At 67.2% G+C, this 23,942-nt stretch carries 23 protein-coding genes and 1 riboswitch; of the genes, 9 read left to right on the top strand and 14 right to left on the bottom strand.

Going from position 1 to position 23,942, the window contains the following annotated elements; genetic code table 11:
- Positions 1–31: 31 nt before the first annotated feature.
- Positions 32–183: riboswitch (FMN riboswitch) on the bottom strand.
- A gap of 57 nt (positions 184–240) precedes the next feature.
- Genes JOD62_RS02875 through JOD62_RS02865 form a run of 3 tightly spaced genes read right to left on the bottom strand, consistent with a single transcriptional unit; the run spans position 241 to position 2,639 of the window.
- Entirely contained in the window at positions 241–1,113 is an 873-nt protein-coding gene (locus tag JOD62_RS02875; protein ID WP_204937817.1) for an Fpg/Nei family DNA glycosylase, read from the bottom strand.
- Positions 1,114–1,162: 49 nt separating this feature from the next.
- Positions 1,163–1,732: a GNAT family N-acetyltransferase gene (locus tag JOD62_RS02870; RefSeq protein ID WP_204937816.1), complete on the bottom strand. Its 570-nt coding sequence runs from the start codon at positions 1,730–1,732 to the stop codon at positions 1,163–1,165.
- Between the two features lie 37 nt (positions 1,733–1,769).
- The gene (locus tag JOD62_RS02865; RefSeq protein WP_204937815.1) at positions 1,770–2,639 is read right to left on the bottom strand and encodes an oxygenase MpaB family protein; all 870 of its coding nucleotides are present in this window, start codon (positions 2,637–2,639) and stop codon (positions 1,770–1,772) included.
- A 71-nt stretch (positions 2,640–2,710) separates the two neighbouring features.
- Between JOD62_RS02865 and JOD62_RS02860 the strand changes: the two genes are divergently transcribed.
- Complete coding sequence (locus JOD62_RS02860) at positions 2,711–3,388, top strand: TetR/AcrR family transcriptional regulator (protein WP_204937814.1); 678 nt, start codon at positions 2,711–2,713, stop codon at positions 3,386–3,388.
- A 78-nt stretch (positions 3,389–3,466) separates the two neighbouring features.
- On the opposite strand, the gene trpS is transcribed toward JOD62_RS02860, so the two are convergent.
- The 7 genes from trpS to sdhC all read right to left on the bottom strand — a co-directional run bounded on the left by trpS (position 3,467) and on the right by sdhC (position 10,215).
- A complete protein-coding gene (gene trpS, locus JOD62_RS02855) occupies positions 3,467–4,474 on the bottom strand; it encodes a tryptophan--tRNA ligase (RefSeq protein WP_204937813.1) in 1,008 nt (335 codons plus the stop codon).
- Positions 4,475–4,535: 61 nt separating this feature from the next.
- Positions 4,536–5,375: an exodeoxyribonuclease III gene (locus tag JOD62_RS02850; protein ID WP_204937812.1), complete on the bottom strand. Its 840-nt coding sequence runs from the start codon at positions 5,373–5,375 to the stop codon at positions 4,536–4,538.
- A 9-nt stretch (positions 5,376–5,384) separates the two neighbouring features.
- Entirely contained in the window at positions 5,385–6,599 is a 1,215-nt protein-coding gene (locus JOD62_RS02845; protein ID WP_204937811.1) for a YihY/virulence factor BrkB family protein, read from the bottom strand.
- A 134-nt stretch (positions 6,600–6,733) separates the two neighbouring features.
- Positions 6,734–7,504, bottom strand: a complete 771-nt coding sequence (locus tag JOD62_RS02840; protein WP_204937810.1) for a succinate dehydrogenase iron-sulfur subunit — start codon at positions 7,502–7,504, stop codon at positions 6,734–6,736.
- Positions 7,505–7,506: 2 nt separating this feature from the next.
- Positions 7,507–9,312 (bottom strand): succinate dehydrogenase flavoprotein subunit, encoded by a 1,806-nt coding sequence (gene sdhA / locus JOD62_RS02835; protein WP_204937809.1) that lies wholly within the window; start codon positions 9,310–9,312, stop codon positions 7,507–7,509.
- A gap of 19 nt (positions 9,313–9,331) precedes the next feature.
- Positions 9,332–9,775 (bottom strand): succinate dehydrogenase, hydrophobic membrane anchor protein, encoded by a 444-nt coding sequence (sdhD, locus tag JOD62_RS02830; protein WP_204937808.1) that lies wholly within the window; start codon positions 9,773–9,775, stop codon positions 9,332–9,334.
- On the bottom strand, positions 9,775–10,215 hold the full coding sequence (sdhC, locus tag JOD62_RS02825) for a succinate dehydrogenase, cytochrome b556 subunit (protein ID WP_204937807.1): 441 nt from the start codon (positions 10,213–10,215) through the stop codon (positions 9,775–9,777). The genes sdhD and sdhC overlap by 1 nt, the downstream gene beginning before the upstream one ends.
- 153 nt (positions 10,216–10,368) lie before the next feature.
- Here sdhC and JOD62_RS02820 point away from each other — a divergent pair, with 153 nt between their 5' ends.
- The 8 genes from JOD62_RS02820 to JOD62_RS02785 all read left to right on the top strand — a co-directional run bounded on the left by JOD62_RS02820 (position 10,369) and on the right by JOD62_RS02785 (position 19,762).
- Positions 10,369–11,484 (top strand): mannose-1-phosphate guanylyltransferase, encoded by a 1,116-nt coding sequence (locus JOD62_RS02820; protein ID WP_204937806.1) that lies wholly within the window; start codon positions 10,369–10,371, stop codon positions 11,482–11,484.
- Between the two features lie 149 nt (positions 11,485–11,633).
- Positions 11,634–12,731, top strand: a complete 1,098-nt coding sequence (locus JOD62_RS02815) for a BMP family lipoprotein (RefSeq protein ID WP_204937805.1) — start codon at positions 11,634–11,636, stop codon at positions 12,729–12,731.
- 98 nt (positions 12,732–12,829) lie between these two features.
- Positions 12,830–14,344 (top strand): ABC transporter ATP-binding protein, encoded by a 1,515-nt coding sequence (locus JOD62_RS02810; protein ID WP_204937804.1) that lies wholly within the window; start codon positions 12,830–12,832, stop codon positions 14,342–14,344.
- Positions 14,341–15,609, top strand: a complete 1,269-nt coding sequence (locus JOD62_RS02805; protein ID WP_204937803.1) for an ABC transporter permease — start codon at positions 14,341–14,343, stop codon at positions 15,607–15,609. The genes JOD62_RS02810 and JOD62_RS02805 overlap by 4 nt, the downstream gene beginning before the upstream one ends.
- On the top strand, positions 15,606–16,883 hold the full coding sequence (locus JOD62_RS02800) for an ABC transporter permease (protein WP_204937802.1): 1,278 nt from the start codon (positions 15,606–15,608) through the stop codon (positions 16,881–16,883). Before JOD62_RS02805 ends, JOD62_RS02800 begins: the two co-directional genes overlap by 4 nt.
- Before the next feature lie 8 nt (positions 16,884–16,891).
- Complete coding sequence (locus JOD62_RS02795) at positions 16,892–17,290, top strand: cytidine deaminase (protein ID WP_204937801.1); 399 nt, start codon at positions 16,892–16,894, stop codon at positions 17,288–17,290.
- A complete protein-coding gene (locus tag JOD62_RS02790; protein WP_204937800.1) occupies positions 17,287–18,579 on the top strand; it encodes a thymidine phosphorylase in 1,293 nt (430 codons plus the stop codon). Before JOD62_RS02795 ends, JOD62_RS02790 begins: the two co-directional genes overlap by 4 nt.
- Positions 18,580–18,646: 67 nt before the next feature.
- The gene (locus tag JOD62_RS02785; RefSeq protein WP_204937799.1) at positions 18,647–19,762 is read left to right on the top strand and encodes an adenosine deaminase; all 1,116 of its coding nucleotides are present in this window, start codon (positions 18,647–18,649) and stop codon (positions 19,760–19,762) included.
- Here the strand turns inward: JOD62_RS02785 and JOD62_RS02780 are convergent.
- The 4 genes from JOD62_RS02780 to JOD62_RS02765 are packed head-to-tail and all read right to left on the bottom strand — an operon-like array spanning position 19,737 to position 23,912.
- Positions 19,737–20,900 (bottom strand): sugar ABC transporter permease, encoded by a 1,164-nt coding sequence (locus JOD62_RS02780; RefSeq protein WP_204937798.1) that lies wholly within the window; start codon positions 20,898–20,900, stop codon positions 19,737–19,739. The two genes, JOD62_RS02785 and JOD62_RS02780, sit on opposite strands and share 26 nt — an antisense overlap.
- Positions 20,897–21,658, bottom strand: a complete 762-nt coding sequence (locus JOD62_RS02775; RefSeq protein ID WP_204937797.1) for an ATP-binding cassette domain-containing protein — start codon at positions 21,656–21,658, stop codon at positions 20,897–20,899. Before JOD62_RS02775 ends, JOD62_RS02780 begins: the two co-directional genes overlap by 4 nt.
- Positions 21,655–22,731: a substrate-binding domain-containing protein gene (locus tag JOD62_RS02770; RefSeq protein WP_271171599.1), complete on the bottom strand. Its 1,077-nt coding sequence runs from the start codon at positions 22,729–22,731 to the stop codon at positions 21,655–21,657. Before JOD62_RS02770 ends, JOD62_RS02775 begins: the two co-directional genes overlap by 4 nt.
- Complete coding sequence (locus JOD62_RS02765; RefSeq protein ID WP_271171598.1) at positions 22,728–23,912, bottom strand: ROK family transcriptional regulator; 1,185 nt, start codon at positions 23,910–23,912, stop codon at positions 22,728–22,730. The genes JOD62_RS02770 and JOD62_RS02765 overlap by 4 nt, the downstream gene beginning before the upstream one ends.
- Positions 23,913–23,942: the final 30 nt, after the last annotated feature.

The raw sequence follows: 23,942 nt of genomic DNA, 5'->3' as shown, positions 1-23,942 counted from the left end.
GTACGGGAGATCTCAGGACGCACGCCATGCGCCCGTGCTGCCTCCCATCCGGACTAGCGAGATTGCTCTCGCATCACCGTCGGTTCCGGAATTTCACCGGATCAACTTCGTCGTGGCTGCGCCATGACTCGGTTCGCGGACTGTCACCGCCGGTTCGGATTCACACCGACCCCGGAGCACGTTGTATTGCACCTAGCTTAGTCAACGCGCCCGAGAGGGATTCATTCCCGCCACATGGCGTCATTTCAGAAGTCGGGAGAGGCGACGGTCGGCGAGAGGCTTACCGCCGGTCTGGCAGGTCGCGCAGTACTCGAGGGAGCGATCGGCGAAGAACACGCTGCGTACGGTGTCGCCGCAGACGAGGCAGCTCTCGCCCCGTCGCCCGTGTACATGCATTCCTCGCCGCTTGGCGTCTTTCAGATCGGCGGGTGGCTTGCCGGATGCCTCGGCGATCGCCTCGTTCAGCGTGCCGACGATCGCGGTGAAGAGCCGGTCGATCGCCTCGTCGTCGAGCCCCGACGCCGGCGCGTACGGCGACATGCGCGCGGCGTGCAGGATCTCGTCGGAGTAGGCGTTGCCGATGCCGGCGATGATCGACTGATCACGCAGCAGGCCCTTGATCTGGGTGCGACGTCCGGACAGGAGACCTGCCAGGGTGTCTCGCGTGAAGGTCGCGTCCAGCGGCTCGGGGCCGAGCCTCGCGATGCCTGGCACCTCAGCGGGATCACGTACGAGGTACACCGCAAGCGACTTCTTGGTGCCCGCCTCGGTGAGGTCGAATCCGCTGCCGTCGTCGAACCGCACGCGCAGCGCGATGGGGGAGCGGCCCGGTTTGAGCGGCGTCGTGGGCAGTTCGTCGTACCAGCGCAGCCACCCCGCCTTCGCCAGGTGGAAGACGAGATGCAGCATCCCCTCTTCCGCCCGCAGACTGAGCACCACGAACTTGCCTCGCCGCTGCGCACCCGTCACCACACACCCTTCGGCGGCGCTGATCGGGGGATCGTACGTCTTGAGTGCGGCGATCGCCGTCACCGTCACTCGCGCGATCGACAGGCCTGTCGTGCGCTCGCTGAGAAAGTCGGTCAGGCCTTGAACTTCTGGCATCTCCGGCATGCGCACATCCTGGCATCCGCGTCTGACATTCGCCCGAGCGGATCGACGATCAGCCTTCGAGCACCGGCCACGAGACAGGCGTGCGATCGTCCGTCGGCAGGAGAGAGGCAGTCCACCCGTCATCGCGGCCGCGGTGACTCGTCAGCGCCTGCCGTCGCGTTCCCTCGAAATGGAAGCCGAGCGCGCGTGCGGCACGAGCAGAGGGGATGTTCCCCTCGACGGCCTGCCAGTGCACACGGGCAAGGTCCAACTCTGCGAATGCCCAGTCGAGCACAGCCCGCGCTGCTTCCACCAGGAAGCCCTGACCACGTGATTCGGCGGTCATCCAGTAGCCGAGTTCAGCCTGTCCGCCTGCGGGGTGGGAGGCGATGTTGTGGAGCCCGACCGTGCCGACGAGCACGCCATCGTGGAAGATCGACCAGATCGCCTCCGAGCCATCTGCCCACGAGGCGTCGACGATACGGACGAACGCCTCGGCGTCGGTACGCGAGTACGGGCTCGGCACTGTCGTCCAGCGAGGAATCTCGGGGTCCTGGCAGGCGGTGGTGATCGCATCGACGTCGGCCGCTGTTGGCGGACGAAGTGTCAGGCGATCCGTGGTGAGAACGGTGATTTCCATCCCGACAGCCTATGCGCTGCCGGGATGGTCACCTGCCTCAGGCCTTCTTCGCGCGCACCTTGCGATAGGGGTGCGTGTCGATGCGGTCCGTGATCTCGATGACGATCTTCTCGTACGGACGGTTGCGGCGCGCCAGGCCCATGAGGCGCTTCGTCGTGCGCGATGCGCGACGCAGATTCATCGGACGACCTTCGATGCCGATGAGCAGGCGCGCCCATTCCGGCAGAAGGTAGAGCACGCCGTCGGCGACGATGATCGCCGTCCACGCCGCGATCGGATTGCCGCTGAGCGGCGGCTTGCGCAGCGTGCGTGTGGCTTCCGCGGCGGGCAGGCAGAGCGCCATCCAGTGCCGCTGCTCGTCGATGTAGGCGTAGAGCTCGTCGCGCGTGCTCGGCAGGCTCTCGGGGTCGCAGCCCACCATCGCCGCGGCGATGTGCTGCTCCTTGACGAACGCGTCCTGCTCTTCGCGGGTCAGTGGGAGTCCGAACTCTTCCGCGGCCCGGAGCAGGCCGAACACGAGGGTGTTGTGCGTCCAGTTGAGCCATGCCGGCTCATCGGCGTGCAGCGTCTGGCCGGTCTGCGGGTCGGTCCACACGGCGTGCGCGTGCATGCGGCGCACGGACTGCGCCGCAGCATCCGCGTGTGCCTTGTCGCCGAAGATCGTCGTCTCGAGGAAGCGGCCAGTGCGCTCTTCGCGCCCCTTCGGGTCGGCGTAGGACTCTGTCGCCTGGTCGAACAACCGCATCATGTTGGGGTTGAGTGACTGCAGCAGGAGCGCGGCCAGGCCGCCGAGCTTCGTGGCAGGATCGGAGAAGATCTTCCACGAGACCGAATCCGGTCCGAAGTAGCCGTCGTCTTCGCGAGCGGGGGCGGATGCGGGGGTTGTCGAGGTGGTCACTTCAGACATGGCGCTCCTTTGCGGGGTAGGGGTTATCACCGGGGTGTGACATATTGCTGGATCGCGTCCATAATTGGAGCATGTCCCATTCTAGCGAACATGTCGCACCTGCTCCTCGCGGACGACGCGAACGCAAGCGCCGTCAGACGCAGATGGCGATCGAACGAGCCGCGGTCCGTCTTGCCTGTGAGCTCGGCTACGAGAACGTCACGGTCGCAGAGGTCTGTGAAGAGGCGGATGTCTCGCGCAGCACATTCTTCAACTACATGACGACCCTCGATGCGGCTATCTTCGGGCACCCGCTCGAGATCATCGACGATGCACGGGCCTGGGCAATTCTCGAAGCGGACCCGCACAACCTGGGGCGAGCCATCCACCAGGTTGCCCTCGTCTCCGTCGGTGACGACGAGGTCGATCCGGTCGTCATGGCCGGTCGTCGTCGCCTCATCCAGGAGCAGCCCCATACGGCGGTGCACTGGGAGGCCACCTTCACGCGTCTGCGTCACCAGGAGATGGAACTCGCGGGACGCTGGCTCGCCGCGCACCCTGAGCTGCGCAAGATGCCGCACCTCTCGCTGGCTCGTGAGGCGATCATGCACGTCGTCGTCTCGGGCGCGGTGGCTGCGGTGCTCATGGATGAGTGGGCCGATGCTCCGGCCGTCGTCGACACGACCGACGAGCAGCAGGTACTGCGGGCCATGGCCGCGGACTACGACCGGACGATGGCGGACATCCGGATGATCCTGCCGGACGCCTGAGCCCCGGACGCCTGAGGCATCGAACGAAGAGGGGGTTCCGCCGGATCGGCGGAACCCCCTCTTCTGTTCGGACGCTGGTCAGCGCTGGCGGCGCAGCAGGCCGACCTTGTCGTAGACATCGTCGAGTGTCGCATCGGCGACCTCATCGGCCCGCGCGGCGTTGGCGGCGAGGATCCGATCGAGTTCGGCCGGGTCATCGAGCAGTTCCAGCACGCGTGCGCGCACCGGGCCGAACTCCTCGACCACGACCTCTGCGAGCCCCTTCTTGAAGTCGCCGTAGCCGCGACCCGCGTACTCGTCTTCGATCTCAGCGACCGGTCGCTTCGTCAGCGCCGAGTAGATCGTGAGCAGATTGGAGACGCCGGGCTTGTTCTCGCGGTCGAAGCGGACGCTGCCCTCGTTGTCGGTCACCGCGCGCATGATCTTCTTCGCCGACTTCGCCGGGTCATCGAGCAGCCACAGCACGCCGGCGTCGGTCTCGGCGGACTTGGACATCTTCGACGTGGGGTTCTGGAGGTCGTAGATGCGCGCGGATTCCTGCTGGATCACGGGCTTCGGGACCACGAAGGCGGTGCCGAAGCGGCTGTTGAACCGCTCTGCCAGATCGCGCGTCAGCTCGACGTGCTGCTTCTGGTCATCGCCGACGGGCACGACATCGGTCTGGTACAGCAGAATGTCTGCTGCCATGAGCACCGGGTACGTGAAGAGCCCGACCGAGGTGGCATCCGCGCCGTGACGAGCGGACTTGTCTTTGAACTGGGTCATGCGCCCGGCTTCGCCGAACCCCGTGATCGTGCTGAGGATCCAGGCGAGCTCGGCATGAGCGCGGACATGCGACTGCACGTACAGCGTCGACTGCGAAGGCTCGATGCCTGCAGCGATGTACTGCGCGGCCGTGCGGCGCGTCTTCTCACGCAGCTCGGCGGGGTTCTGCGCCACGGTGATGGCATGCAGATCGACGACAGAGAAGAACGCGTCGTAGGAGCTCTGCAGCTCGCGCCACTGCAGGAGCGCCCCGATGTAGTTGCCGGCCTGGAGGGAGTCGGCGGAGGGCTGCATTCCGGAGTAAAGGCGAGGTGCGGTCACGGGTCAATCCTAAAGCGGAGGCGGATGCTGCCGCGTTCGCGCAGCATCCGGTGTGGATGAGTCAGTACGTGTAGTCGACGACGACGGGAGCGTGGTCGCTCCAGCGTTCGGCGTACGTCGCGGCGCGGGCCACGTGGTACGCGCCGATGCGCGGAGCGAGCGCGGGGGAGGCGAGGTGGTAGTCGATGCGCCAACCGGTGTCGTTGTCGAAGGCCTGGCCGCGGTTGGACCACCAGGTATACGGTCCCTCGACCTCGCCGTGGACGTGACGCCCGACATCGACCCACCCGAGTCCGGTGCCCGCGGTGCCGTCGACTGCACTGATCTCTTGCCCGTGCGCGCCGAGGAAGCGGTCGAAGTATCCGCGCTCGCGCGGAAGGAAGCCGGCCTTCTTGCGATTGCCGCGCCAGTTCTTGATGTCGAGCTCACGGTGCCCGACGTTGAGGTCGCCCGTGACGACGGCGAGAGCATCGTCCATCGCGAGGGCGCTCAGGCGCGGGCCCATGGCTTCGAGGAACTTCCACTTCTCGTCCTGCTTCGGCGTCTCCGCTTCCCCCGAGTGCACGTAGGCGCTGACGACCGTGAGCGGAACATCGCCCAGCAGGAAGTCGCCTTCAAGCCAGCGTCCCGCAGAGTCGAAGTCGTCATCGCCGAACGCCGTGCGCGTGGCGAGTGCCGGAACCCGGCTGACGATGGCGACACCGGCACGGCCCTTCGCGGTGGCCGGATCGTGCACGATCGACCACCCGGGGAAGGCTTCGGCGAGGTGCTCGTCCTGGCCCCGCACTTCCTGCAGCGTCAGAACGTCGACGTCGGCGGCATCGAGCCAGGTGTGCATTCCGTTGCGCACAGAGGCGCGGATGCCGTTGACATTGACCGTGGCGACGCGAAGGTGAGGCATCACCCCAGCCTAACGAGTGCCTCCGACATCGAGATCCGCCGGCGGCAGCGCGGCCGCACGTGGCCGGAACAGCGACGGTGTCGGGGGAGCGTCCTCGACCGCGATGCGTTCCAGAGCGTCGAGTTCCGCCTCCGCGGCGCGCACGGCGCGCTCCCTCGGCCAGCGTTCCCACCAGGTCGCGTCCTCACGAGCAGCGCGGGCCTCACGTAGCCGCACCCGGGCGGCGACGACGAGGGCGCGATGCTCGGCCGCCCGGCGTTCTGCTTCGGTCAACTGCTGCAGGGGCTGATCTCGGTCTGCTGCCGCGACGGCGATCCACGCTGCGGCGACGAGCATCACCACCCCGTTCACGCGGAACCAGAGCAGAAGTCCCACGAAGATCGCGAACGTCGCCAGCAGGGGGTTGGACGGGGTGTAGCTGAGCAGGAAGCCCGCGCCGAACTGCAGTACGGTCATCGCTGCGCCACCCAGAAGGGCACCCGGCCAGATGATCCGGGCGGTCAGCGTCGTGCCGGTGAGGAAACGGACGAGAGCGGCCAGCGCACCGGTGAGCAGCGCGAAGGACACGACGACCGATCCGATGCGGATGCTGAGATTGACCCCGCTCGATCCGCCGTCCCATCCGAGCATCTCCAGGGCCCATGACATCAGTGCGGCGCTGGTCGAGCTGAGCATGGATCCGGCGAGGAGCGCGATGCCGAAGATCAGAGCCGCCAGCAGGTCCCGCGCCTTGAGCAGGATGTAGCTGCGGCGATCCGGAGGCAGCCCGAAGATATCTCGGACCGCACGACGCGAGAACGTGACCCAGCCGATGGCCGTCCAGACCACCGCGCCCAGTGCGATGGCGCCCGTGACGCTCAGCACGCCCGTCGTGCTCTCCGCGATCGCCTTCACTTGTTCTGGGGTGGCGATGCCGCTCTCCTCGGCGATGAGCCCGGGAATGTAACCGTTGACCACCGCGATGAGCGCGTCGACCGCATCGGAGTTTCCGCCGAGCCACAGCCCCACGATCGCGAAGACCAGGTAGATCGCCGCGAAGATCGCGAACAGCGCCTGGTAGCTCACCCCGGCGGCCAGCAGGAAGCCGTTGTTCTGCAGGAAATGCCGCCAGACGCGTACGGGGAACGCGGCAAGAGTGCGCTCGGTCAGTTCGCTGGCGCGCGCGACAGCTGCACTCAGCGAACGCTGCGGGGCGTCGTCGACGGGTGGGGGAGACGCGGACACGCCACCACCCTAGCCCGCGTGCGCCCATCCGTGCGGGCGGTGAGGTCCGCAGCATCCGCGAGACGCATGCGCGATCCGTGAAAAGCAGTGAGCCCGCGTCCAGAAGGACGCGGGCTCACTGCAGAGCGGACGACTCAGCGGCCGCCACGCAGGATGGCCTGCTTGACCTCGGCGATCGCCTTGGTCACCTCGATGCCACGGGGGCACGCCTCCGAGCAGTTGAAGGTCGTGCGGCAGCGCCACACGCCCTCTTTGTCGTTGAGGATGTCGAGGCGCACGTCGGCGTTGTCGTCGCGCGAGTCGAAGATGAAGCGGTGCGCGTTGACGATCGCGGCCGGGCCGAAGTACTGTCCGTCCGTCCAGAACACGGGGCACGACGAGGTGCACGCGGCACACAGGATGCACTTGGTGGTGTCGTCGAAGATCGCGCGGTCGGTGATCGACTGCACGCGCTCCTTGCCCTTCTCAGGGGTGGAGCTGGCGACCAGGAACGGCTGGACCTCGCGGTAGGAGGCGAAGAACGGCTCCATGTCGACGATGAGGTCCTTCTCGAGCGGCAGACCCTTGATGGCCTCGACATAGATCGGCTTCGAGATGTCGAGGTCCTTGATCAGCGTCTTGCAGGCCAGGCGGTTGCGGCCGTTGATGCGCATCGCATCCGAGCCGCAGATGCCGTGCGCGCAGGAGCGGCGGAAGCTCAGCGAACCGTCGACCTCCCACTTGATCTTGTGCAGAGCATCGAGCACGCGGTCGGTCGCATAGAGCTCGACGTCGTAGTCCACCCAGCGCGGCTCCGCGTCGACCTCAGGGTCGAAGCGACGGATGTTGAACGTCACCAGGAACGACTGAACTCCGCTGTCGTTCGTGGTGTCGGCCTCAACGGCCTCCATAACGCCGTTCGACATGCTCAGTACTTCCTCTCCATCGGCTGGTAGTTGGTCACGACGACCGGCTTCCAGTCGAGCGTGATGTGGTCGGATGCGTCAGCCGAGTGCGCGTCTCCGGTGAGATACGCCATCGTGTGCTTCATGTAGGTCTCGTCGTCGCGCTTCGGGAAGTCGTCGCGCATGTGACCGCCGCGGCTCTCCCGGCGGTTGCGGGCCGCGTAGACGACGACCTCGGCGATGTCGAGCAGGAAGCCCAGCTCGACGGCCTCGAGCAGGTCGGTGTTGAAGCGCTTGCCCTTGTCGTCGACGTGCACGTTCTTGTAGCGCTCGCGCAGTTCGGCGATGACGCCGAGGACGTGCGTCAGCGACTCCTCGGTGCGGAACACCTGTGCGCCCTTGTCCATCTCGTCCTGCAGCGTCTTGCGCAGAACCGCGATGCGCTCGGTGCCCTGGTTGTTGCGCAGGCCCTCGATCATGTCCTGAACGAAGCCGACCGGGTTCTCGGGCAGCGGCACGAACTCGGCGGTCTTGACGTACTCGACCGCGTTGCGGCCGGCGCGCTTGCCGAAGACGTTGATGTCGAGCAGCGAGTTGGTGCCGAGGCGGTTGGCGCCGTGCACCGAGACGCAGGCACACTCGCCGGCGGCGTACAGTCCGGGGACGACGGTCGTGTTGTCTGCGAGGACCTCACCGTCGTTGTTGGTCGGGATGCCGCCCATGGCGTAGTGCGCGGTCGGCATGACGGGAACGGGCTCGACGACCGGGTCGACGCCCAGGTACGTGCGCGCGAACTCGGTGATGTCGGGGAGCTTGGTCTCGAGCACCTCCGCGCCCAGGTGCGTGCAGTCCAGCAGCACGTAGTCCTTGTGCGGGCCCGCTCCGCGACCCTCGGCGACCTCCTGCACCATGCAGCGCGCGACGATGTCACGCGGGGCGAGGTCCTTGATCGTGGGGGCGTAGCGCTCCATGAACCGCTCACCCGAGGCGTTGCGCAGGATCGCTCCCTCTCCTCGCGCACCTTCGGTGAGGAGAATGCCGAGGCCGGCGAGGCCTGTCGGGTGGAACTGGAAGAACTCGAGGTCTTCCAGGGGAAGACCCTTGCGCCAGATGATGCCGACGCCGTCACCCGTGAGGGTGTGTGCGTTCGAGGTCGTCTTGAAGATCTTGCCGAAGCCGCCGGTCGCGAAGATCACGGCCTTGGCCTGGAAGACGTGCAGCTCGCCCGTGGACAGGTCGTAGGCCACGACGCCCGAGATGACGGTCTTGCCCGAGTCATCCTTCGCGGTCAGCAGGTCGAGCACGTAGAACTCGTTGAAGAAGTTGATGCCCAGCTTGACGCAGTTCTGGAACAGCGTCTGCAGAATCATGTGACCCGTGCGGTCGGCAGCGTAGCAGGCGCGACGCACCGGCGTCTTGCCATGCTCGGCCGTGTGGCCGCCGAAGCGGCGCTGGTCGATCTTGCCCTCGGGCGTGCGGTTGAACGGCAGACCCATGTTCTCGAGGTCGATGACCGCGTCGATCGCCTCTTTCGCGAGGATCTCGGCAGCGTCCTGGTCGACGAGGTAGTCGCCGCCCTTGACGGTGTCGAAGGTGTGCCACTCCCAGCTGTCTTCCTCGACGTTCGCGAGGGCCGCAGCCATACCGCCCTGCGCCGCACCGGTGTGCGAGCGGGTCGGGTACAGCTTGGAGATCACGGCTGTCTTCGCGCCGGGGCCGGCTTCGATCGCCGCACGCATGCCGGCGCCGCCGGCGCCCACGATGACGATGTCGAACTGGTGGTAGTGCACGCCGTCACGAACGACGGAATCCTGAGTCTGCGTAGTCACTCTCGTATGCCTTCTTTGTCTACTTGCCCAGTGCCTGGCAGGTTTCCCACATCGCGCCGTCTTCGAAGACGCCCGCGCACGGGTCGAACGTGAACACCACGAGGGTGCCGAGAACGATGAGGAGCGCAGCCGAGAGGCCGAGCGCCCAGTTGAGCACCGTGCGCACCTTGTCGTTGTTCACGTAGTCGTTGACGATCGTGCGCATGCCGTTGGTGCCGTGGATGAGGGCGAGCCAGAGCATCAGGACATCCCACCACTGCCAGAACGGCGAGGCGAACTTGCCCGCGACGAACGCGAAGTTCAGGGCGTGGATGCCTTCGCCGACCATGAGGTTGACGAAGAGGTGGCCGAAGATCAGGACGATCAGCAGCACGCCCGAGGCGCGCATGAAGATCCAGCCCCACTTCTCCAGGTTGAAGCCACGGCTGCGACGAGCGGGGGCGACAGTGGTCGTTGCGGACATCAGTGGGACCCTCCCGTGCTGGCGAAGACGTTCGGAAGGTGACGCGCGGTGAACCCGATCATCGTCACCGCCCACAACCCGAGGACGATCCAGAACAGCTGACGCTGCAACTGCGCGCCCTTGGACCAGAAGTCGACGAGGATGATGCGCAGGCCGTTGAAGGCGTGGAAGGCGATGCCTCCGACGAGGACGACCTCACCAAGCCCCATGAGCGGCGTCTGGTAGGTGCTGAGCACGGCGTTGTACGCCTCCGGGCTGACGCGAATCAGCGCGGTGTCGAGCACGTGCACCAGGAGGAAGAAGAAGATCGCGACTCCCGTGATGCGGTGAAGCACCCATGACCACATGCCTTCTCGACCCCGATAGAGGGTTCCGCGAGGCGTCTTGGATGTGGTTTCCGAAATCGACGGTGTCAAGCGAGTGCTTGCGGACACGGTCATCCTCCCTGATCGTTGCGAGGTCTGGAGAGCGCGCGAGGGCGCATCCGATCTCACCCATCCTATTCCTGTTCAAACGCTGGGAGCGACGAAGGGCGACCTTAGCTCGGCTTGCGTTCATATTGTTAGCAAGAGGCTCGCACTAGCCTGGGGAGCATGAGCCAGCCCATCCCGAACTTCTACGGCGTCATCCCCGCGGGGGGCATCGGCAGTCGCCTGTGGCCGCTGTCTCGCGCCGACGCGCCGAAGTTCCTGCATGACCTCACCGGATCGGGTCAGTCGCTGCTGCGCGACACCTGGGATCGCCTCGTTCCGCTGACCGGGGCCGACAGCATCGCCGTCGTCACCGGGCGGGCGCACCGCGCCGCCGTGGAGGAGCAGCTGCCTGGCATCCACGATCGCAACGTGATCCTCGAGTCCGAGCCCCGCGAGTCGGCGGCGGCGATCGGGCTGGCGGCGGCGATCCTGCATCGTCGCGACCCTGACGTGATCATCGGCTCGTTCAGCGCCGACCATGTGATCCGCGGCACGCGCGTCTTCGAGTTCGCCGTGCGCGACGCCGTCGAGGTCGCACGTCAGGGATACATCTGCACCATCGGGATCTCGCCGACCGAGCCCGCCGTCGGATTCGGGTACATCAAACAGGGCACGGAGCTCGTCATCGACGGCGCTCGTGAGGCCGCGCTCGTCGAGCGCTTCGTGGAAAAGCCTGACCTCGAGACGGCGCGCAGCTACATCGCCGACCGCTCCTACCTGTGGAACGCCGGCATGTTCATCGCGAAGGCGAGCGTGCTGCTCGAAGAGCTGGCCCTGCATCAGCCGGTCCTGCACGAAGGCCTCCTGGAGCTCGCCGAGGCCTGGGATGATCGCGAGCTGCGCGGACCTGCCGTCGACCGCATCTGGCCGCGGCTTCCTAAGATCGCTATCGACTACGCCGTCGCGGAGCCCGCCGCCGAGCGTGGGCGCCTCGCGGTCGTGCCCGGTCATTTCGACTGGGACGACGTGGGCGACTTCGCCTCGCTCACCAAGCTCATCTCCAACGGTCGCAAGAACGATCTTGCGGTGCTGGGGCCCAAGGCCCGCGTGCTGTCGGATGCCGCGAGCGGAATCCTGGTGAGTCAGACCGAGCGGGTGATCAGTCTCGTCGGCGTGAAGGACATCGTCGTCGTCGACACTCCGGATGCGCTGCTGGTCACGACGACCGAGCACGCGCAGCGCGTCAAGGGCGTCGTGGAGTCGCTCAAGCTCACCGGCCGCGGAGACGTGCTCTAGGAGGCATCCGACATTGGGAAACCGCCCTGATCATTGCAGGTTTGTAACCTTTCGCTAGCGGGTCTTTCTCCGATATGCACGCGGAGCGAAACAGTGAGTAACTTAGATCGACCCGCGATGGCCGCGGGCGATTCTTAGGGGAGGCAAGAGTGACCATCTCTACCACCAAGAAGCTGGCCGGCATTACGCTCGCCGCCGGCGTCATCCTCGCTCTGACCGGCTGTGGCCAGGCACCCACCGAAGGCGGCGCCGGCTCCGACGGCGGCGAGGCCTCGAGCTTCCTTCCGTGCATCGTCTCCGACGCGGGCGGTTTCGACGACAAGTCGTTCAACCAGCTCTCCTACGAGGGCGTCGTCGCCGCCGCTGATGAGCTCGGCGTCGAGGTCAAGAAGGCGGAGTCGAACGCCGAGACCGAGTACGGCCCGAACATCGACAACATGGTCTCCGAGGGCTGCAACGCCATCGTCTCCGTGGGCTTCGCGCTGTCGCAGGCGACCGTCGACGCTGCGAACGCAAACCCCGACACGAACTTCATCCTCGTTGACGACGCAGCCGACAACGACTTCGACGGCAAGCAGGACGCCGAGAACGTTAAGCCGCTGCTCTACAACACGGCTGAGGCTGCCTTCATGGCGGGCTACCTGTCGGCGGGCTACTCCAAGTCCGGCAAGGTCGGCACCTACGGCGGCATGGAGTTCCCGACCGTGACGATCTTCATGGACGGCTTCAAGCAGGGCGTTGACTTCTACAACAAGGAGAACAGCGCTTCGGTTCAGGTCATCGGCTGGGACGGCACGACCGGCTCGTTCACCGGTGGCTTCGAGGCCAACCAGGAGGCCAAGACGGTCGCCAAGAACATCCTCGACCAGGGTGTCGACGTGATCATGCCCGTCGGCGGTCCGATCTACCAGTCGGCGCTGCAGGCGATCACGGAGTCGGGTGCAGAGGTTGCGCTCGTCGGCGTCGACGCTGACCTCTTCAACACCGACCCGACCACGCAGGACGTCGTGCTCACCTCGGTCCTGAAGGCCATGGACGTCTCGGTCAAGGAAGCCGTGCTCTCCAGCGCTGACGGCACCTTCTCGGGCGAGCCGTACGTCGGAACGCTCGAGAACGAGGGCGTCGGCATCGCGCCGCTGCACAACTTCGAGGGCAAGGTCGACCCCGCGCTCATGGAGAAGGTCGAGCAGATCAAGCAGGACATCATCGGCGGCAAGATCACCGTCACGTCCTACCTCAGCAAGTAAGAGGAACCACAGTGGGGAGGCCGCACGCGCGGCCTCCCCGTTGTCGTCTGCTCAGGTGATCCCTGGGCGGAGCGACATGTCATGAATAGGATCAACACATGAAGCTTGAACTGCGTGGCATAACGAAGAGGTTTGGCCCGCTGACGGCGAACGATCACATCGATCTCACCGTCGAGCCGGGCGAAATCCACTGCCTCCTCGGTGAGAACGGCGCCGGCAAATCGACGCTGATGAACGTGCTCTACGGCCTGTACCAGGCCGACGAGGGGCAGATTCTCATCAATGACGTCGTGCAGCACTTCGCAGGCCCCGGTGACGCGATGGCCGCGGGCATCGGCATGGTGCATCAGCACTTCATGCTGATCCCGGTCTTCACGGTGGCAGAGAACGTCATGCTCGGCCACGAGGAGACCACGTTCGGCGGGCGTCTCGACCTCGCCGCTGCGCGACGGCGCGTGAAGGAGATCTCCGACCGATTCGGCTTCGACGTCGATCCGGATGCGCTCGTCGGCGACCTTCCCGTGGGTGTGCAGCAGCGTGTGGAGATCATCAAGGCACTCTCGCGCGAGGCGAACATCCTCGTCTTCGACGAGCCGACGGCCGTCCTCACGCCGCAGGAGACCGACGAGCTCATGGCCACGATGCGCCTGCTCAAGGAGCAGGGCACGGCGATCGTCTTCATCACGCACAAGCTTCGTGAGGTCCGCGAGGTGGCCGACCGCATCACGGTGATCCGTCTCGGCAAGGTCGTCGGCGAAGCATCGCCGACCGCCTCCAACGCCGAGCTCGCCGCGCTGATGGTCGGACGCGCCGTCGAGCTCACCGTTCACAAGAACGCCCCGGTGCTGACCGAGAATGCCCTCGTGGTCGAGAATCTCACGGTCACGGATGTCGCGGGCACCGTCCTCGTCGACGACGCTTCCTTCGAGGTGCGCGGGGGAGAGATCCTCGCCATCGCCGGTGTGCAAGGCAACGGGCAGACGGAGCTCACCGAGGCGCTCGTCGGTCTGCAGGAGCGTGTGCGCGGCAGCATCCGCCTCAACGGCGATGAGCTGCGCGGATGCTCCGTGCGCGAGGTGCTCGACGCCGGCGTCGGCTTCGTCCCGGAAGACCGCGGCGTCGACGGACTCGTCAAGGAGTTCTCCATCGCCGAGAACCTCATGCTCGACCGCTCCAGCGGTGCCCCCTTCGTCAAGGCCGGTGCGCTCCAGCTGCGCGCGCTCGACACTTTCGCGCGCGAGAAGATCACGGAGTTCGACATCCGCACGCAGGGTGCCTCTCAGCCCGCCGGCAAGCTGTCCGGTGGCAATCAGCAGAAGGTCGTGCTGGCGCGTGAGCTCAGCCGCGACCTCTCGCTCTTCATCGCGGCGCAGCCGACCCGCGGTGTCGACGTCGGCTCGATCGAGTTCATCCACAAGCGCATCGTCGAGACCCGCGACGCGGGCGTGCCCGTGATCGTGATCTCGACGGAGCTCGATGAGGTCACCGCCCTCGCCGACCGCATCCTCGTGATGTACCGCGGCAAGATCGTGGGCATCGTCCCCGGAGACACCCCCCGCGAGCAGCTCGGCCTCATGATGGCCGGCGCCGTGAACGAAGGAGCACAGGCATGACCGTGGCAGACACGCAGTCGCCCCCGCCGTCACCGACGCCGATGACCGACGCCCCGGAGGTGTCCCGTTGGCGCGAGGCCATGCACCGCGTCGTCTCGGGCAATGCCATCATCTCGGTGCTGGCCGTCGTCGCCGCCGTGCTGGTCGGATCGATCATGATCGCCGCGACCGATGAGTCCGTGCAGAAGGCAGCGGGATACTTCTTCCAGCGTCCTGGTGACACCTTCGCCGCGATCGGCAGCGCAGTGGGCGGCGCGTATGCGGCGCTGTTCCGTGGCGCGATCTACAACTTCAACGCCGACAGCTTCGCCGTAGGCATCCGCCCGCTGACCGAGACGCTCAAGTTCGCGACCCCGCTGATCGCGGCAGGTCTCGGCGTGGGTCTCGCCTTCCGTGCGGGTCTGTTCAACATCGGCGGCCAGGGGCAGATGCTCATGGCGGCCGCCGCTGCAGGCTACGTCGCGACATCCTGGGATCTGCCCTTCCCGCTGCACATGGCCGCCGCGATCATCGCGGGTATCCTCGCCGGTGCCATCTGGGCCGGTATCGCGGGCCTCCTGAAAGCCCGAACCGGCGCGCATGAGGTGATCGTCACGATCATGCTCAACCACATCGCCGTGTATCTCCTCGCGTGGATGCTGGCGACACAGGGCGTGCTGCAGGCACCGGGATCCAGCAACCCGAAGACGGCGCCGATGGCAGAGACCGCGGTCATGCCGCAGATCCTCGGCCCGATGTACAAGCTGCACCTCGGGTTCATCTTCGCGCTCATCGCCGTCGCGATCACGTGGTGGCTTCTGGAGCGCTCCAGCCTCGGATTCCGCTTCCGCGCTGTGGGACTGAACCCTGCGGCGGCCCGCACCGCCGGCATCTCGGTCGGCTGGATGTACTTCCTGGTGATGGTCATCGCCGGTGCTCTCGTCGGTCTCGCAGGCGTCAGCCAGGTGCTCGGCACGGAGCCCAAGGGCTTCAGTGGAGGCATCGACGCCGGAATCGGATTCGACGCGATCACGGTCGCGCTTCTCGGACGCTCCAGCCCGCTGGGCATCCTCGGCGCCGGACTCCTGTTCGGTGCGTTCAAGACCGGTGGCTTCACGATGCAGGCGTCGCAGGGAGTTCCGATCGAGATCGTGCTCGTCGTGCAGTCGCTGATCGTGCTGTTCATCGCCGCACCGCCGCTGGTGCGGGCGATGTTCGGTCTGCCTCAGCCGGGTAAGCCCTCGCGCCGACAGCGTCGCGCCGCGAAGAAGGAGGTGGCGGCATGAGCAGCACCCTGACTCTCGACGCTCAGCCGCGCACGGTCGCGGTGGTCTCGTGGAAGACGCCCATCATTCTCGCCGTCATGACGGTGCTGTTCGCGCTGCTTCCGCTGCTGGTGCCTCGCCCCGGGGATGCGACCTTCCGTCTCTCCGGCGGCGGCGAGCTCTTCGCACTGCCGAACCTGGTGGTTCCCGGCACGGCGACCGCGTGGATCGCCGTCGCGATCGCCGCGGCGCTCACGGCCGTCGCCTTCGTGCTCTCGGCGCGTCGCATCCGTGTTCCGATGTGGCTGACCGCGGTGTACATCATCGCTCTCGTGTTCGGCTTCCTCGCCTGGGCGGCCGCCGGCAGCTCCGGCACACTGCCGGTCGTCGGTCTGCTCGGTGGTGCACTCGCCCTGGCGACGCCGCTGATCTTCGGTGCTCTGGGCGGTGTCATCGGCGAACGTGCCGGCGTCGTCAACATCGCGATCGAAGCCCAGCTTCTGGCGGGCGCCTTCACCGCGGCGCTCGTGGGCTCACTCACGAACTCGCCGTGGGCCGGACTCATCGCCGCGATGGCGGCGGGCGTTCTCGTGTCCCTCGTGCTGGCGGTCTTCGCGATCACGTACTACGTGAACCAGGTCATCGTCGGTGTCGTGCTGAACGTGCTGGTGATCGGCCTCACGACCTTCCTCTTCCGGCAGGTTCTCGCACCGAACCAGGAGACGCTGAACACCGTCACCCCGTTCAAGGCGATTCCGATCCCGCTGCTGAGCGAGATCCCGATCCTCGGGCCGATCCTGTTCCGCCAGACGATCGTCGTGTACCTCATGTACATCGTGGTCTTCGTGGTGTGGTTCGGGATGTACCGCACCCGGTGGGGTCTGCGCATGCGCGCGGTCGGCGAGCACCCGCAGGCGGCGGACACCGTCGGCATCAAGGTCGCACGCACGCGGTACATGAACGTGCTGATCGCGGGCGCGATCGCCGGTATGGGTGGTGCGTTCTACACGCTCGTGTCGGTGCCGCGCTTCAACCCCGAGATGACGGCGGGCGCGGGCTTCATCGCCCTGGCCGCGGTGATCTTCGGCAAGTGGGATCCGATCAAGGCCACACTCGCCGCTCTGCTGTTCGGCTTCGCGACGAACCTGCAGGGTGTGCTCTCGGTCATCGGCTCTCCCGTGCCGAGCCAGTTCATGCTGATGCTGCCGTACATCGTCACGATCTTCGCGGTCGCCGGTCTCGTGGGCCGGTCTCGTCCGCCTGCAGCATCCGGCATTCCGTACATCAAGTCGTAGGAGACGCAGTGACCGATATCGATTGGGATGAGCTTCGCCAGGTGGCGACGGACGCCATGAAACGGGCGTACGCGCCGTACTCCCGCTACAAGGTGGGAGCCGCCGCGCTCGTGGGCGACGGCAGGATCGTCGCCGGATGCAACGTCGAGAACGCCTCGTATGGGGTGACGCTGTGCGCGGAGTGCGCGCTCGTCGGCGACCTGCACATGTCGGGCGGCGGCCAGCTGGTCGCCTTCGTGTGCGTCAACAACGACGGCGAGACGATCATGCCGTGCGGCCGCTGCCGTCAGCTGCTCTTCGAGCACGCCATGCCGGGGATGCTGCTGGAGACCGTGTCGGGGATCCGCACGATCGATGAGGTGCTGCCGGATGCATTCGGCCCACGCGACCTGGAGGACGCACGATGAGTATCGAACCGTTTGACGCCGTAGACGTCATTCACGCCAAGCGCGATGGCGGCGTTGTGCCGGAGCCGGCACTGCGCTGGATGGTCGACGCGTACACGCGCGGATATGTGTCGGATGCGCAGATGGCCTCGTTCGCGATGGCGATCTTCCAGCGCGGCATGGAGCGCGACGAGATCCGGGTGCTGACGGACGCGATGATCGCGTCGGGGGAGCGGATGAGCTTCGCCGACCTCGGCAAGAAGACCGTCGACAAGCACTCGACCGGGGGTGTGGGTGACAAGATCACCCTGCCCCTCGCGCCGCTCGTGGCGTCTTTCGGCGTCGCGGTGCCGCAGCTCTCCGGCCGGGGTCTCGGTCACACGGGCGGCACGCTCGACAAACTCGAGGCGATTCCCGGATGGCGTGCGGCACTCAGCAACGAGGAGATGTTCGCGCAGATGCGGGGCGATGTCGGCGCAGTGATCTGCGCCGCGGGCTCGGGCCTTGCGCCCGCAGACAAGAAGCTCTACGCCCTGCGCGACGTCACAGGCACGGTCGAGGCGATTCCGCTGATCGCGTCGAGCATCATGTCGAAGAAGATCGCCGAGGGCACGGATGCGCTTGTGCTCGACGTGAAGTTCGGGTCCGGTGCGTTCATGAAGGACATCGACCGCGCACGTGAGCTGGCTCGCACGATGGTCGCGCTCGGCACGGACTCCGGTGTTGCGACGACCGCACTGCTCACGGACATGTCGGTTCCGCTGGGACTCGCGATCGGCAACGCGAACGAGGTGCGCGAATCGGTCGAGATCCTCGCCGGTGGCGGTCCCTCCGATGTGCGCGAGCTGACGGTGGCCCTCGCCCGCGAGATGCTCGCGCTGAGCGGCATGCCGGACGCGGACGTCGAGGGCGCCCTCGACAACGGCCGTGCCATGGACGTCTGGAACGCGATGATCCGTGCGCAGGACGGGGATCCGGATGCGGCGCTGCCGACGCCCCGTGAGACGCACACGATCACGGCGACAGCTGACGGCTTCGTGACCGCGATGGACGCGCTGCCCTTCGGTGTCGCGGCGTGGCGTCTGGGTGCGGGCCGTGCCCGCGCGGAGGACGCGGTCGTGCATGCCGCGGGTGTCGACCTGCATGTGAAGCCCGGTGACGCGGTGCGTGCAGGACAGGCGCTGTTCACCCTGTCCGCGGATGACGCAGCGCGCTTCCCGAGGGCGATCGAGGCGCTGGAGGGTGCCTGGACGATCGGTGACACCGCTCCCGCCGCAACACCTCTCGTCCGCGAGAGAATCACCGCATAGGCTGAAGGGCGACCGGCGCTTCAGCGGTCGCTCGTGCCCGACGAGACCCCACCCGAGAGGACACACCATGTCGATCGATCCCACCGGCGACCGCGCCGTACAGGGAAAGTCACTCCGCGACCTGCCCAAGGTCTCGCTGCACGACCACCTCGACGGTGCGTTGCGCCCCGCGACGATCGTCGAGCTCGCGGATGAGATCGGATTGGATGTCCCGGAGACGAATCCGGCCGCGCTCGGTGAATGGTTCGCGACGCAGAGCAACTCCGGTTCGCTCGTCGAGTACCTGAAGACTTTCGACCTGACCACGGCGGTCATGCAGACGAAGGAGGGCCTCACTCGTGTGGCCCGTGAATTCGTCGAAGACCTGGCCGATGACGGAGTCATCTACGGTGAGGTGCGCTGGGCGCCTGAGCAGCACCTGGCGCGCGGCCTGACGCTCGAAGAGACCGTCGAGGCCGTGCAGCGGGGCATCGAAGAGGGAGAGGACGCGGCGGACCGCGCAGGGCGCAGCATCCGTGTCGGCCAGCTCATCACCGCGATGCGGCACACCGATCGCTCGCTGGAGATCGCGAAGCTCGCTGTCGACTTCCGTGGTCGCGGTGCAGTGGGCTTCGACATCGCCGGTCCCGAGGCGGGCTTCCCCGCATCGAACCACCGTGCGGCCTTCGACTTCCTCGCCGAGAAGATGTTCCCGGTGACCGTGCACGCCGGTGAGGCAGACGGCGTGGCCTCCATCCGCTCCGCTCTGATCGACGGGCGTGCGCTGCGTCTCGGCCACGGTGTGCGCATCGCCGAGGACCTCGAACTCGTGAACCGCGAGGGTGACGAGGTGCAGGTGCAGTTCGGCGACCTGGCGCGCTGGGTGCGCGATCGGGAGATCCCGCTCGAGCTCTCGCCGTCGTCAAACCTGCAGACCGGCGCGATCGCCGCGTGGGGCACCGAGATGGTCGATCATCCCTTCGATCTGCTCTACCAGCTCGGATTCTCGGTCACGGTGAACGTCGACAACCGCACGATGAGCGCGACATCGCTCACGAGCGAGCTCTCGCTCCTCGTCGACGCCTTCGGCTACGACCTGGACGACCTCGAGGCGTTCCAGTTCAACGCGGCCGCCGGTGCGTTCCTGCCGGTGGAGGAGCGCGAGGAGCTCGTCGAGATCATCGCTGAGGGCTTCGACGCCTGAGCAATGTGTCGACGCTGATAGCGACGACGAGGACCACACCCGTGGCGATGTTGCGGGCGGAGGCGTCCAGATCGAGCAGGGTCAAGCCGTTCGCGATGGACTGGATCACCAGGACGCCCGCGAGCGCTGACCACGCACTGCCTCGCCCGCCGTACAGGCTCGTGCCGCCGACGACCGCGGCGGCGATCGCCATGAGGAAGAGCTCGCCGCCGCCCGTGTCCTGATTCGCGGCGGCGAGTCGCCCGGCGGCGAGCACACCGCCGAGCGCGGCCAGGGTCGAGCACACGACGAAGGCGCTGAGCACGACGGGACGGATCGGCACGCCCGCGAGGCGTGCGGCTTGGGTGTCGCCGCCGACGGCGCGGATGCTGCGTCCCCAGCGTGTGCGGCGCAGCAGGAGCCCGACGGCGGCGACGAGAGCGATGAAGAGGGCGACGCTCCAGCCGATGCCGCGGTCCTGCTGCAGGTAGAGGGCCGGCACGGCGAAGACGGCGGCGAGCAGCACCACACGGAGCACGTCCATGCCGAGCGGGGCGACGGGAAGGTCGCGGGCGATGCGGCGGCGGCGAGCGATGAGGCGGGCGGTGGCCGTGGCGACGACGACGAGACCGATCGCCGTCCACACGAGCCAGGCGGGAACGAATGCCGTCTGACTGAAGCGCACAAGCCATGAGTCCAGCGGCAGGTTCACGGATCCGGCGCGGCCCAGCAGCTGCCACTGGATCCCGGCGATCACCAGCAGCCCCGAGAGTGTCAGGACGAATCCGGGCAGTCCGACGTAGGCGACGAGAACGCCGTAGATGAGCCCCGTCAGTGCGCCGGCGGCGAGGGCGACGAGAACGGCGAGGGTGAGCGGCCACTCCCACTGCATGACGCCCACCGCCACCGTTGCAGCGGCGAGCCCGCTGACGGATCCCACCGAGAGATCGATCTGCCCGACGAGCAGCACGACCACGATGCCGAGGGCGATGATGCCGGTCGACACCGACTGCAGAGCGAGGTTGACGAGGTTCTCGGGACTCCAGAACGTCGGGGCGGCAGCGCCCAGCGCGAGCCAGACGACGGCGAGGGCGACGAGCACGGGAGCGATCGGGCGTTCCCCGTCGCGGAACTGCTGCCACAGCGCGCTGAGCGTCATCGGAGGTTCCTTCCGAGGCGGGAGTCGGCAGGGGCTGTGGCACCGGTGATCGCTCCGAGCAGCTCTTCGCTGCTCGTTTGTGCGGAGTCGAAGACATCGACGAGGTGCCCCAGCCGCAGCACGGCGATCCGGTCGGCGACGGCGAGAACGTCGGTGATCGCGTGGCTGGCGATGACGACCGCGTGGCCCTGGGCGCGAAGTCGCCCGATGAGGGTGAGGATCTGGGCGGTCTGGCGCACGCCCAGGCCCGTCGTCGGCTCGTCGAGCAGAATCACTCGCGGATCGCTGAGCAGGGTGCGGGCGATGGCCACGCTGCGCTGCTGCCCTCCGGAGAGCGCGTCGACGGGGACGCGGACATCGGGGATCCGCGCACCGAGGCTCTCCAGTCGAATGCGCGCCTCGTGCTCCATCTCGACTTCGTCGAGGAATCCGCCGCGGGTCACCTCATGGCCGAGATACAGGTTCTCGACCACGTCGAGGTTGCCGCAGAGCGCGAGCGATTGCGGACACGCGGCGATGCCGAACCGTCGTGCCTCGGCGGGGGATCGCAGCGCGACAGCGCTTCCGTCGATCAGGACGCGACCGGCGGCCGGCGCGATCGCCCCCGACATCACACCGATCAGCGTGGATTTTCCTGCGCCGTTGTCTCCCATCAGTGCGAGGACCTCACCGGCACGCACCTCCAGATCGACGTGCACGAGGGCGTGCAGCGCGCCGAAGCTGACGCTGACACCGTGCAGAGCAATGGGGGCGGTCATTCGGAGTCCTCCTCGATGAGGCCGAGATCGATACATGCAGCGGCATACGACGCCGTGCAGATGTCGTGCACATCGTGCATGCGCCCCTGTACGACCACGCGGGCGAGGTCGTCACGGAACGCGACGGTGGGGGCCAGGACGAAGCTGGCCACACCGCGAATGCGGGTGGGGGCCAGCGGATGCTCGCCGCGGACCAGTCGGACGGCCACTTCTGCGGCCGTCCGAGCCTGATCATCTGCGGCTTTCGCGACCGTCATGAGCTGCTCGCCGGCCACGATCCGCTGCACCGCTGACAGTTCGGCGTCCTGCCCGGACACGGGAGGAAGCGGATGGATGCCTGCGGCGTTGAGTGCCGCGATGGCACCGCCTGCGAGTGCATCATTCGCCGCGATGACGCCGTCGATGCGTCCGGGGAAGCGGGCGATCTGCGCCGTCGTCCACTCCTGCGCCCGTGCGGAGCTCCAGCCCGGCGTGTCCAGCTCGGCGAGCACCTCGATGCCGCTGCCCTTCAGTGCCTGCAGCGCGCCGGTGCGCAGCGCCGCGGCGTTCGGGTCGGTCGCGGAGCCGTTGAGGAGGAGAACTCCAGGATCCGCGGTCCCCGTGCCCTCGATCGCCTCGCGGACGGCGGTGGCCTGCTGGCGGCCGATCAGCGTGGAATCGAACGACACGTATGCGGTGACCCCCGGCGCATCGATGAAGCGGTCGTACGCGATCACCAGGGCGTCGTTGCGGGTGGCCGCGGCGACGATGCTGGCCGCAGCGACCGTGTCGACGGCGTCGAGAACGAGCACTTTCGCACCGCGGGCGAGCATGGTCTCGGCCTGCTCCTGCTGGCGTGCAGCATCCGATCCGGCATTCGCGTACAACAGGCGGCACTCCGGGCAGCGCTGCGCGGCGACGCGCTCGAACATCGGACGGTCCGTGCTCTCGTACCGTGCGGTGTCGGTGTCGGGAAGGAGCAGCGCGATCGTGCCTCCGCGGGGTTCGTCGCCTGTGGCGTCCGGGGTGGATGCGCACGCCGAGAGAACGAGCGCGGCGGCGAGCAGCGCGGCGATCGCGGTACGACGGATCACGTGAGCACCCCCAGCGATCCCCGCTCCCGGGCGAGATCGAGCGCCGCGGTGAGCGCGCCGCGCAGCTCGGACTCCTCGCCGAACTCCGAGGCGACCACGTCGGGCGGACCACCCGCGGAGGGCAGCACCAGTGCGTCGACGGTACTGCGGACCGCATCCAGGAACACCGCGCCCGCGTCCGCGAGCGTGCCGCCGATGATGACAGCGTCCGGGTCGAGCAGTGTGCACGCGTTGGCGACGGCGGCTCCGAGCGCGCGACCGGTGTCAGCGAGCGCGCGGCGGCATCCGAGGTCCCCGTCGCGGGCGCGCGTGATCACGTCGTCGAGGGTGAGCGGGCCGTGACTTGTGCGCAGCATCGCGAGGATCGCCGCGGATCCGGCGATCGTCTCGAGACAGCCACGACTGCCGCAGCGGCAGACGGCGCCGTCGGGGTCGACGATCGTGTGGCCGAGTTCGCCGGCGCCACCCTGACGACCGTGCAGGAGGTGTCCGTTCAGGACGATGCCGGCGCCGATCGTGTGTGAAGCGTGTACGTAGAAGACCGATTCCCGGCCGACACCGCTGCCATAGCGCGCCTCGGCGAGTGCACCGAGGTTGGCATCGTTGTCCACGGCGACCGGGACGCCGAGCACGCCTCCGAGAAGCTGTTCGACGACCGCGCCGTCCCAGCCGCGCAGGAGAGCGGTCGAGATCACGGTGCCGGTGCGGACGTCGACGGGAGCGGGGACACCCACGCCGATCGCGAGCAGCTCATCCGGGGAGGCGTCCACGGCCTCGATCATCTCCGCGACCAGCATCCCGGCCCGCTGCAGGCTCATGTCGGCGCGGTGATCCGGGGCGAGCGGGAGTGTCTCGGTCGCCAGGATCTGCAGCGAGACATCGGCGAGGGCGACGCGCATCGTGCGGGCGCCGACATCGATCCCGACGACGAGTCCGGACGCGCGTGCGAGGGTGACCAGGCGTGCGCGACGACCGGACCGGATGGAGGGACTCGTGTCGAGAACGCCGGCGTCGGAGAGCTCGGTGACGATGTTCGAGACGCTGGCGGGGGAGAGGCCGGTGATGCCGGCGAGCTCGACCTGCGTCAGGGCGCCATGCTGCTGCACAGCACGAACGATGCGGGCCCTGTTGGCCTCACGCAACGACGTCTGCGACCCCGGCATCGCTTGTGTCTGGCGCACACTCTGCACGATACCGGCAATCCCGCTGAG

The organism is Microbacterium keratanolyticum (assembly GCF_016907255.1).
In the GTDB taxonomy this organism is placed as follows: domain Bacteria; phylum Actinomycetota; class Actinomycetes; order Actinomycetales; family Microbacteriaceae; genus Microbacterium; species Microbacterium keratanolyticum.
Note: the sequence above shows the minus strand (reverse complement) of the source record. Positions and strands in the feature narration are given on the sequence as shown.

Bases quoted from the DNA above. Each gene is read 5' to 3' on its own strand.
- JOD62_RS02875 (WP_204937817.1), bottom strand. From the start codon at position 1,113: ATGCCGGAGATGCCAGAAGTTCAAGGCCTGACCGACTTTCTCAGCGAG.
- JOD62_RS02870 (WP_204937816.1), bottom strand. From the start codon at position 1,732: ATGGAAATCACCGTTCTCACCACGGATCGCCTGACACTTCGTCCGCCA.
- JOD62_RS02865 (WP_204937815.1), bottom strand. From the start codon at position 2,639: ATGTCTGAAGTGACCACCTCGACAACCCCCGCATCCGCCCCCGCTCGC.
- JOD62_RS02860 (WP_204937814.1), top strand. From the start codon at position 2,711: ATGTCCCATTCTAGCGAACATGTCGCACCTGCTCCTCGCGGACGACGC.
- JOD62_RS02850 (WP_204937812.1), bottom strand. From the start codon at position 5,375: ATGCCTCACCTTCGCGTCGCCACGGTCAATGTCAACGGCATCCGCGCC.
- JOD62_RS02840 (WP_204937810.1), bottom strand. From the start codon at position 7,504: ATGTCGAACGGCGTTATGGAGGCCGTTGAGGCCGACACCACGAACGAC.
- sdhD (WP_204937808.1), bottom strand. From the start codon at position 9,775: ATGTCCGCAACGACCACTGTCGCCCCCGCTCGTCGCAGCCGTGGCTTC.
- sdhC (WP_204937807.1), bottom strand. From the start codon at position 10,215: ATGACCGTGTCCGCAAGCACTCGCTTGACACCGTCGATTTCGGAAACC.
- JOD62_RS02820 (WP_204937806.1), top strand. From the start codon at position 10,369: ATGAGCCAGCCCATCCCGAACTTCTACGGCGTCATCCCCGCGGGGGGC.
- JOD62_RS02810 (WP_204937804.1), top strand. From the start codon at position 12,830: ATGAAGCTTGAACTGCGTGGCATAACGAAGAGGTTTGGCCCGCTGACG.
- JOD62_RS02805 (WP_204937803.1), top strand. From the start codon at position 14,341: ATGACCGTGGCAGACACGCAGTCGCCCCCGCCGTCACCGACGCCGATG.
- JOD62_RS02800 (WP_204937802.1), top strand. From the start codon at position 15,606: ATGAGCAGCACCCTGACTCTCGACGCTCAGCCGCGCACGGTCGCGGTG.
- JOD62_RS02790 (WP_204937800.1), top strand. From the start codon at position 17,287: ATGAGTATCGAACCGTTTGACGCCGTAGACGTCATTCACGCCAAGCGC.
- JOD62_RS02785 (WP_204937799.1), top strand. From the start codon at position 18,647: ATGTCGATCGATCCCACCGGCGACCGCGCCGTACAGGGAAAGTCACTC.
- JOD62_RS02780 (WP_204937798.1), bottom strand. From the start codon at position 20,900: ATGACGCTCAGCGCGCTGTGGCAGCAGTTCCGCGACGGGGAACGCCCG.
- JOD62_RS02775 (WP_204937797.1), bottom strand. From the start codon at position 21,658: ATGACCGCCCCCATTGCTCTGCACGGTGTCAGCGTCAGCTTCGGCGCG.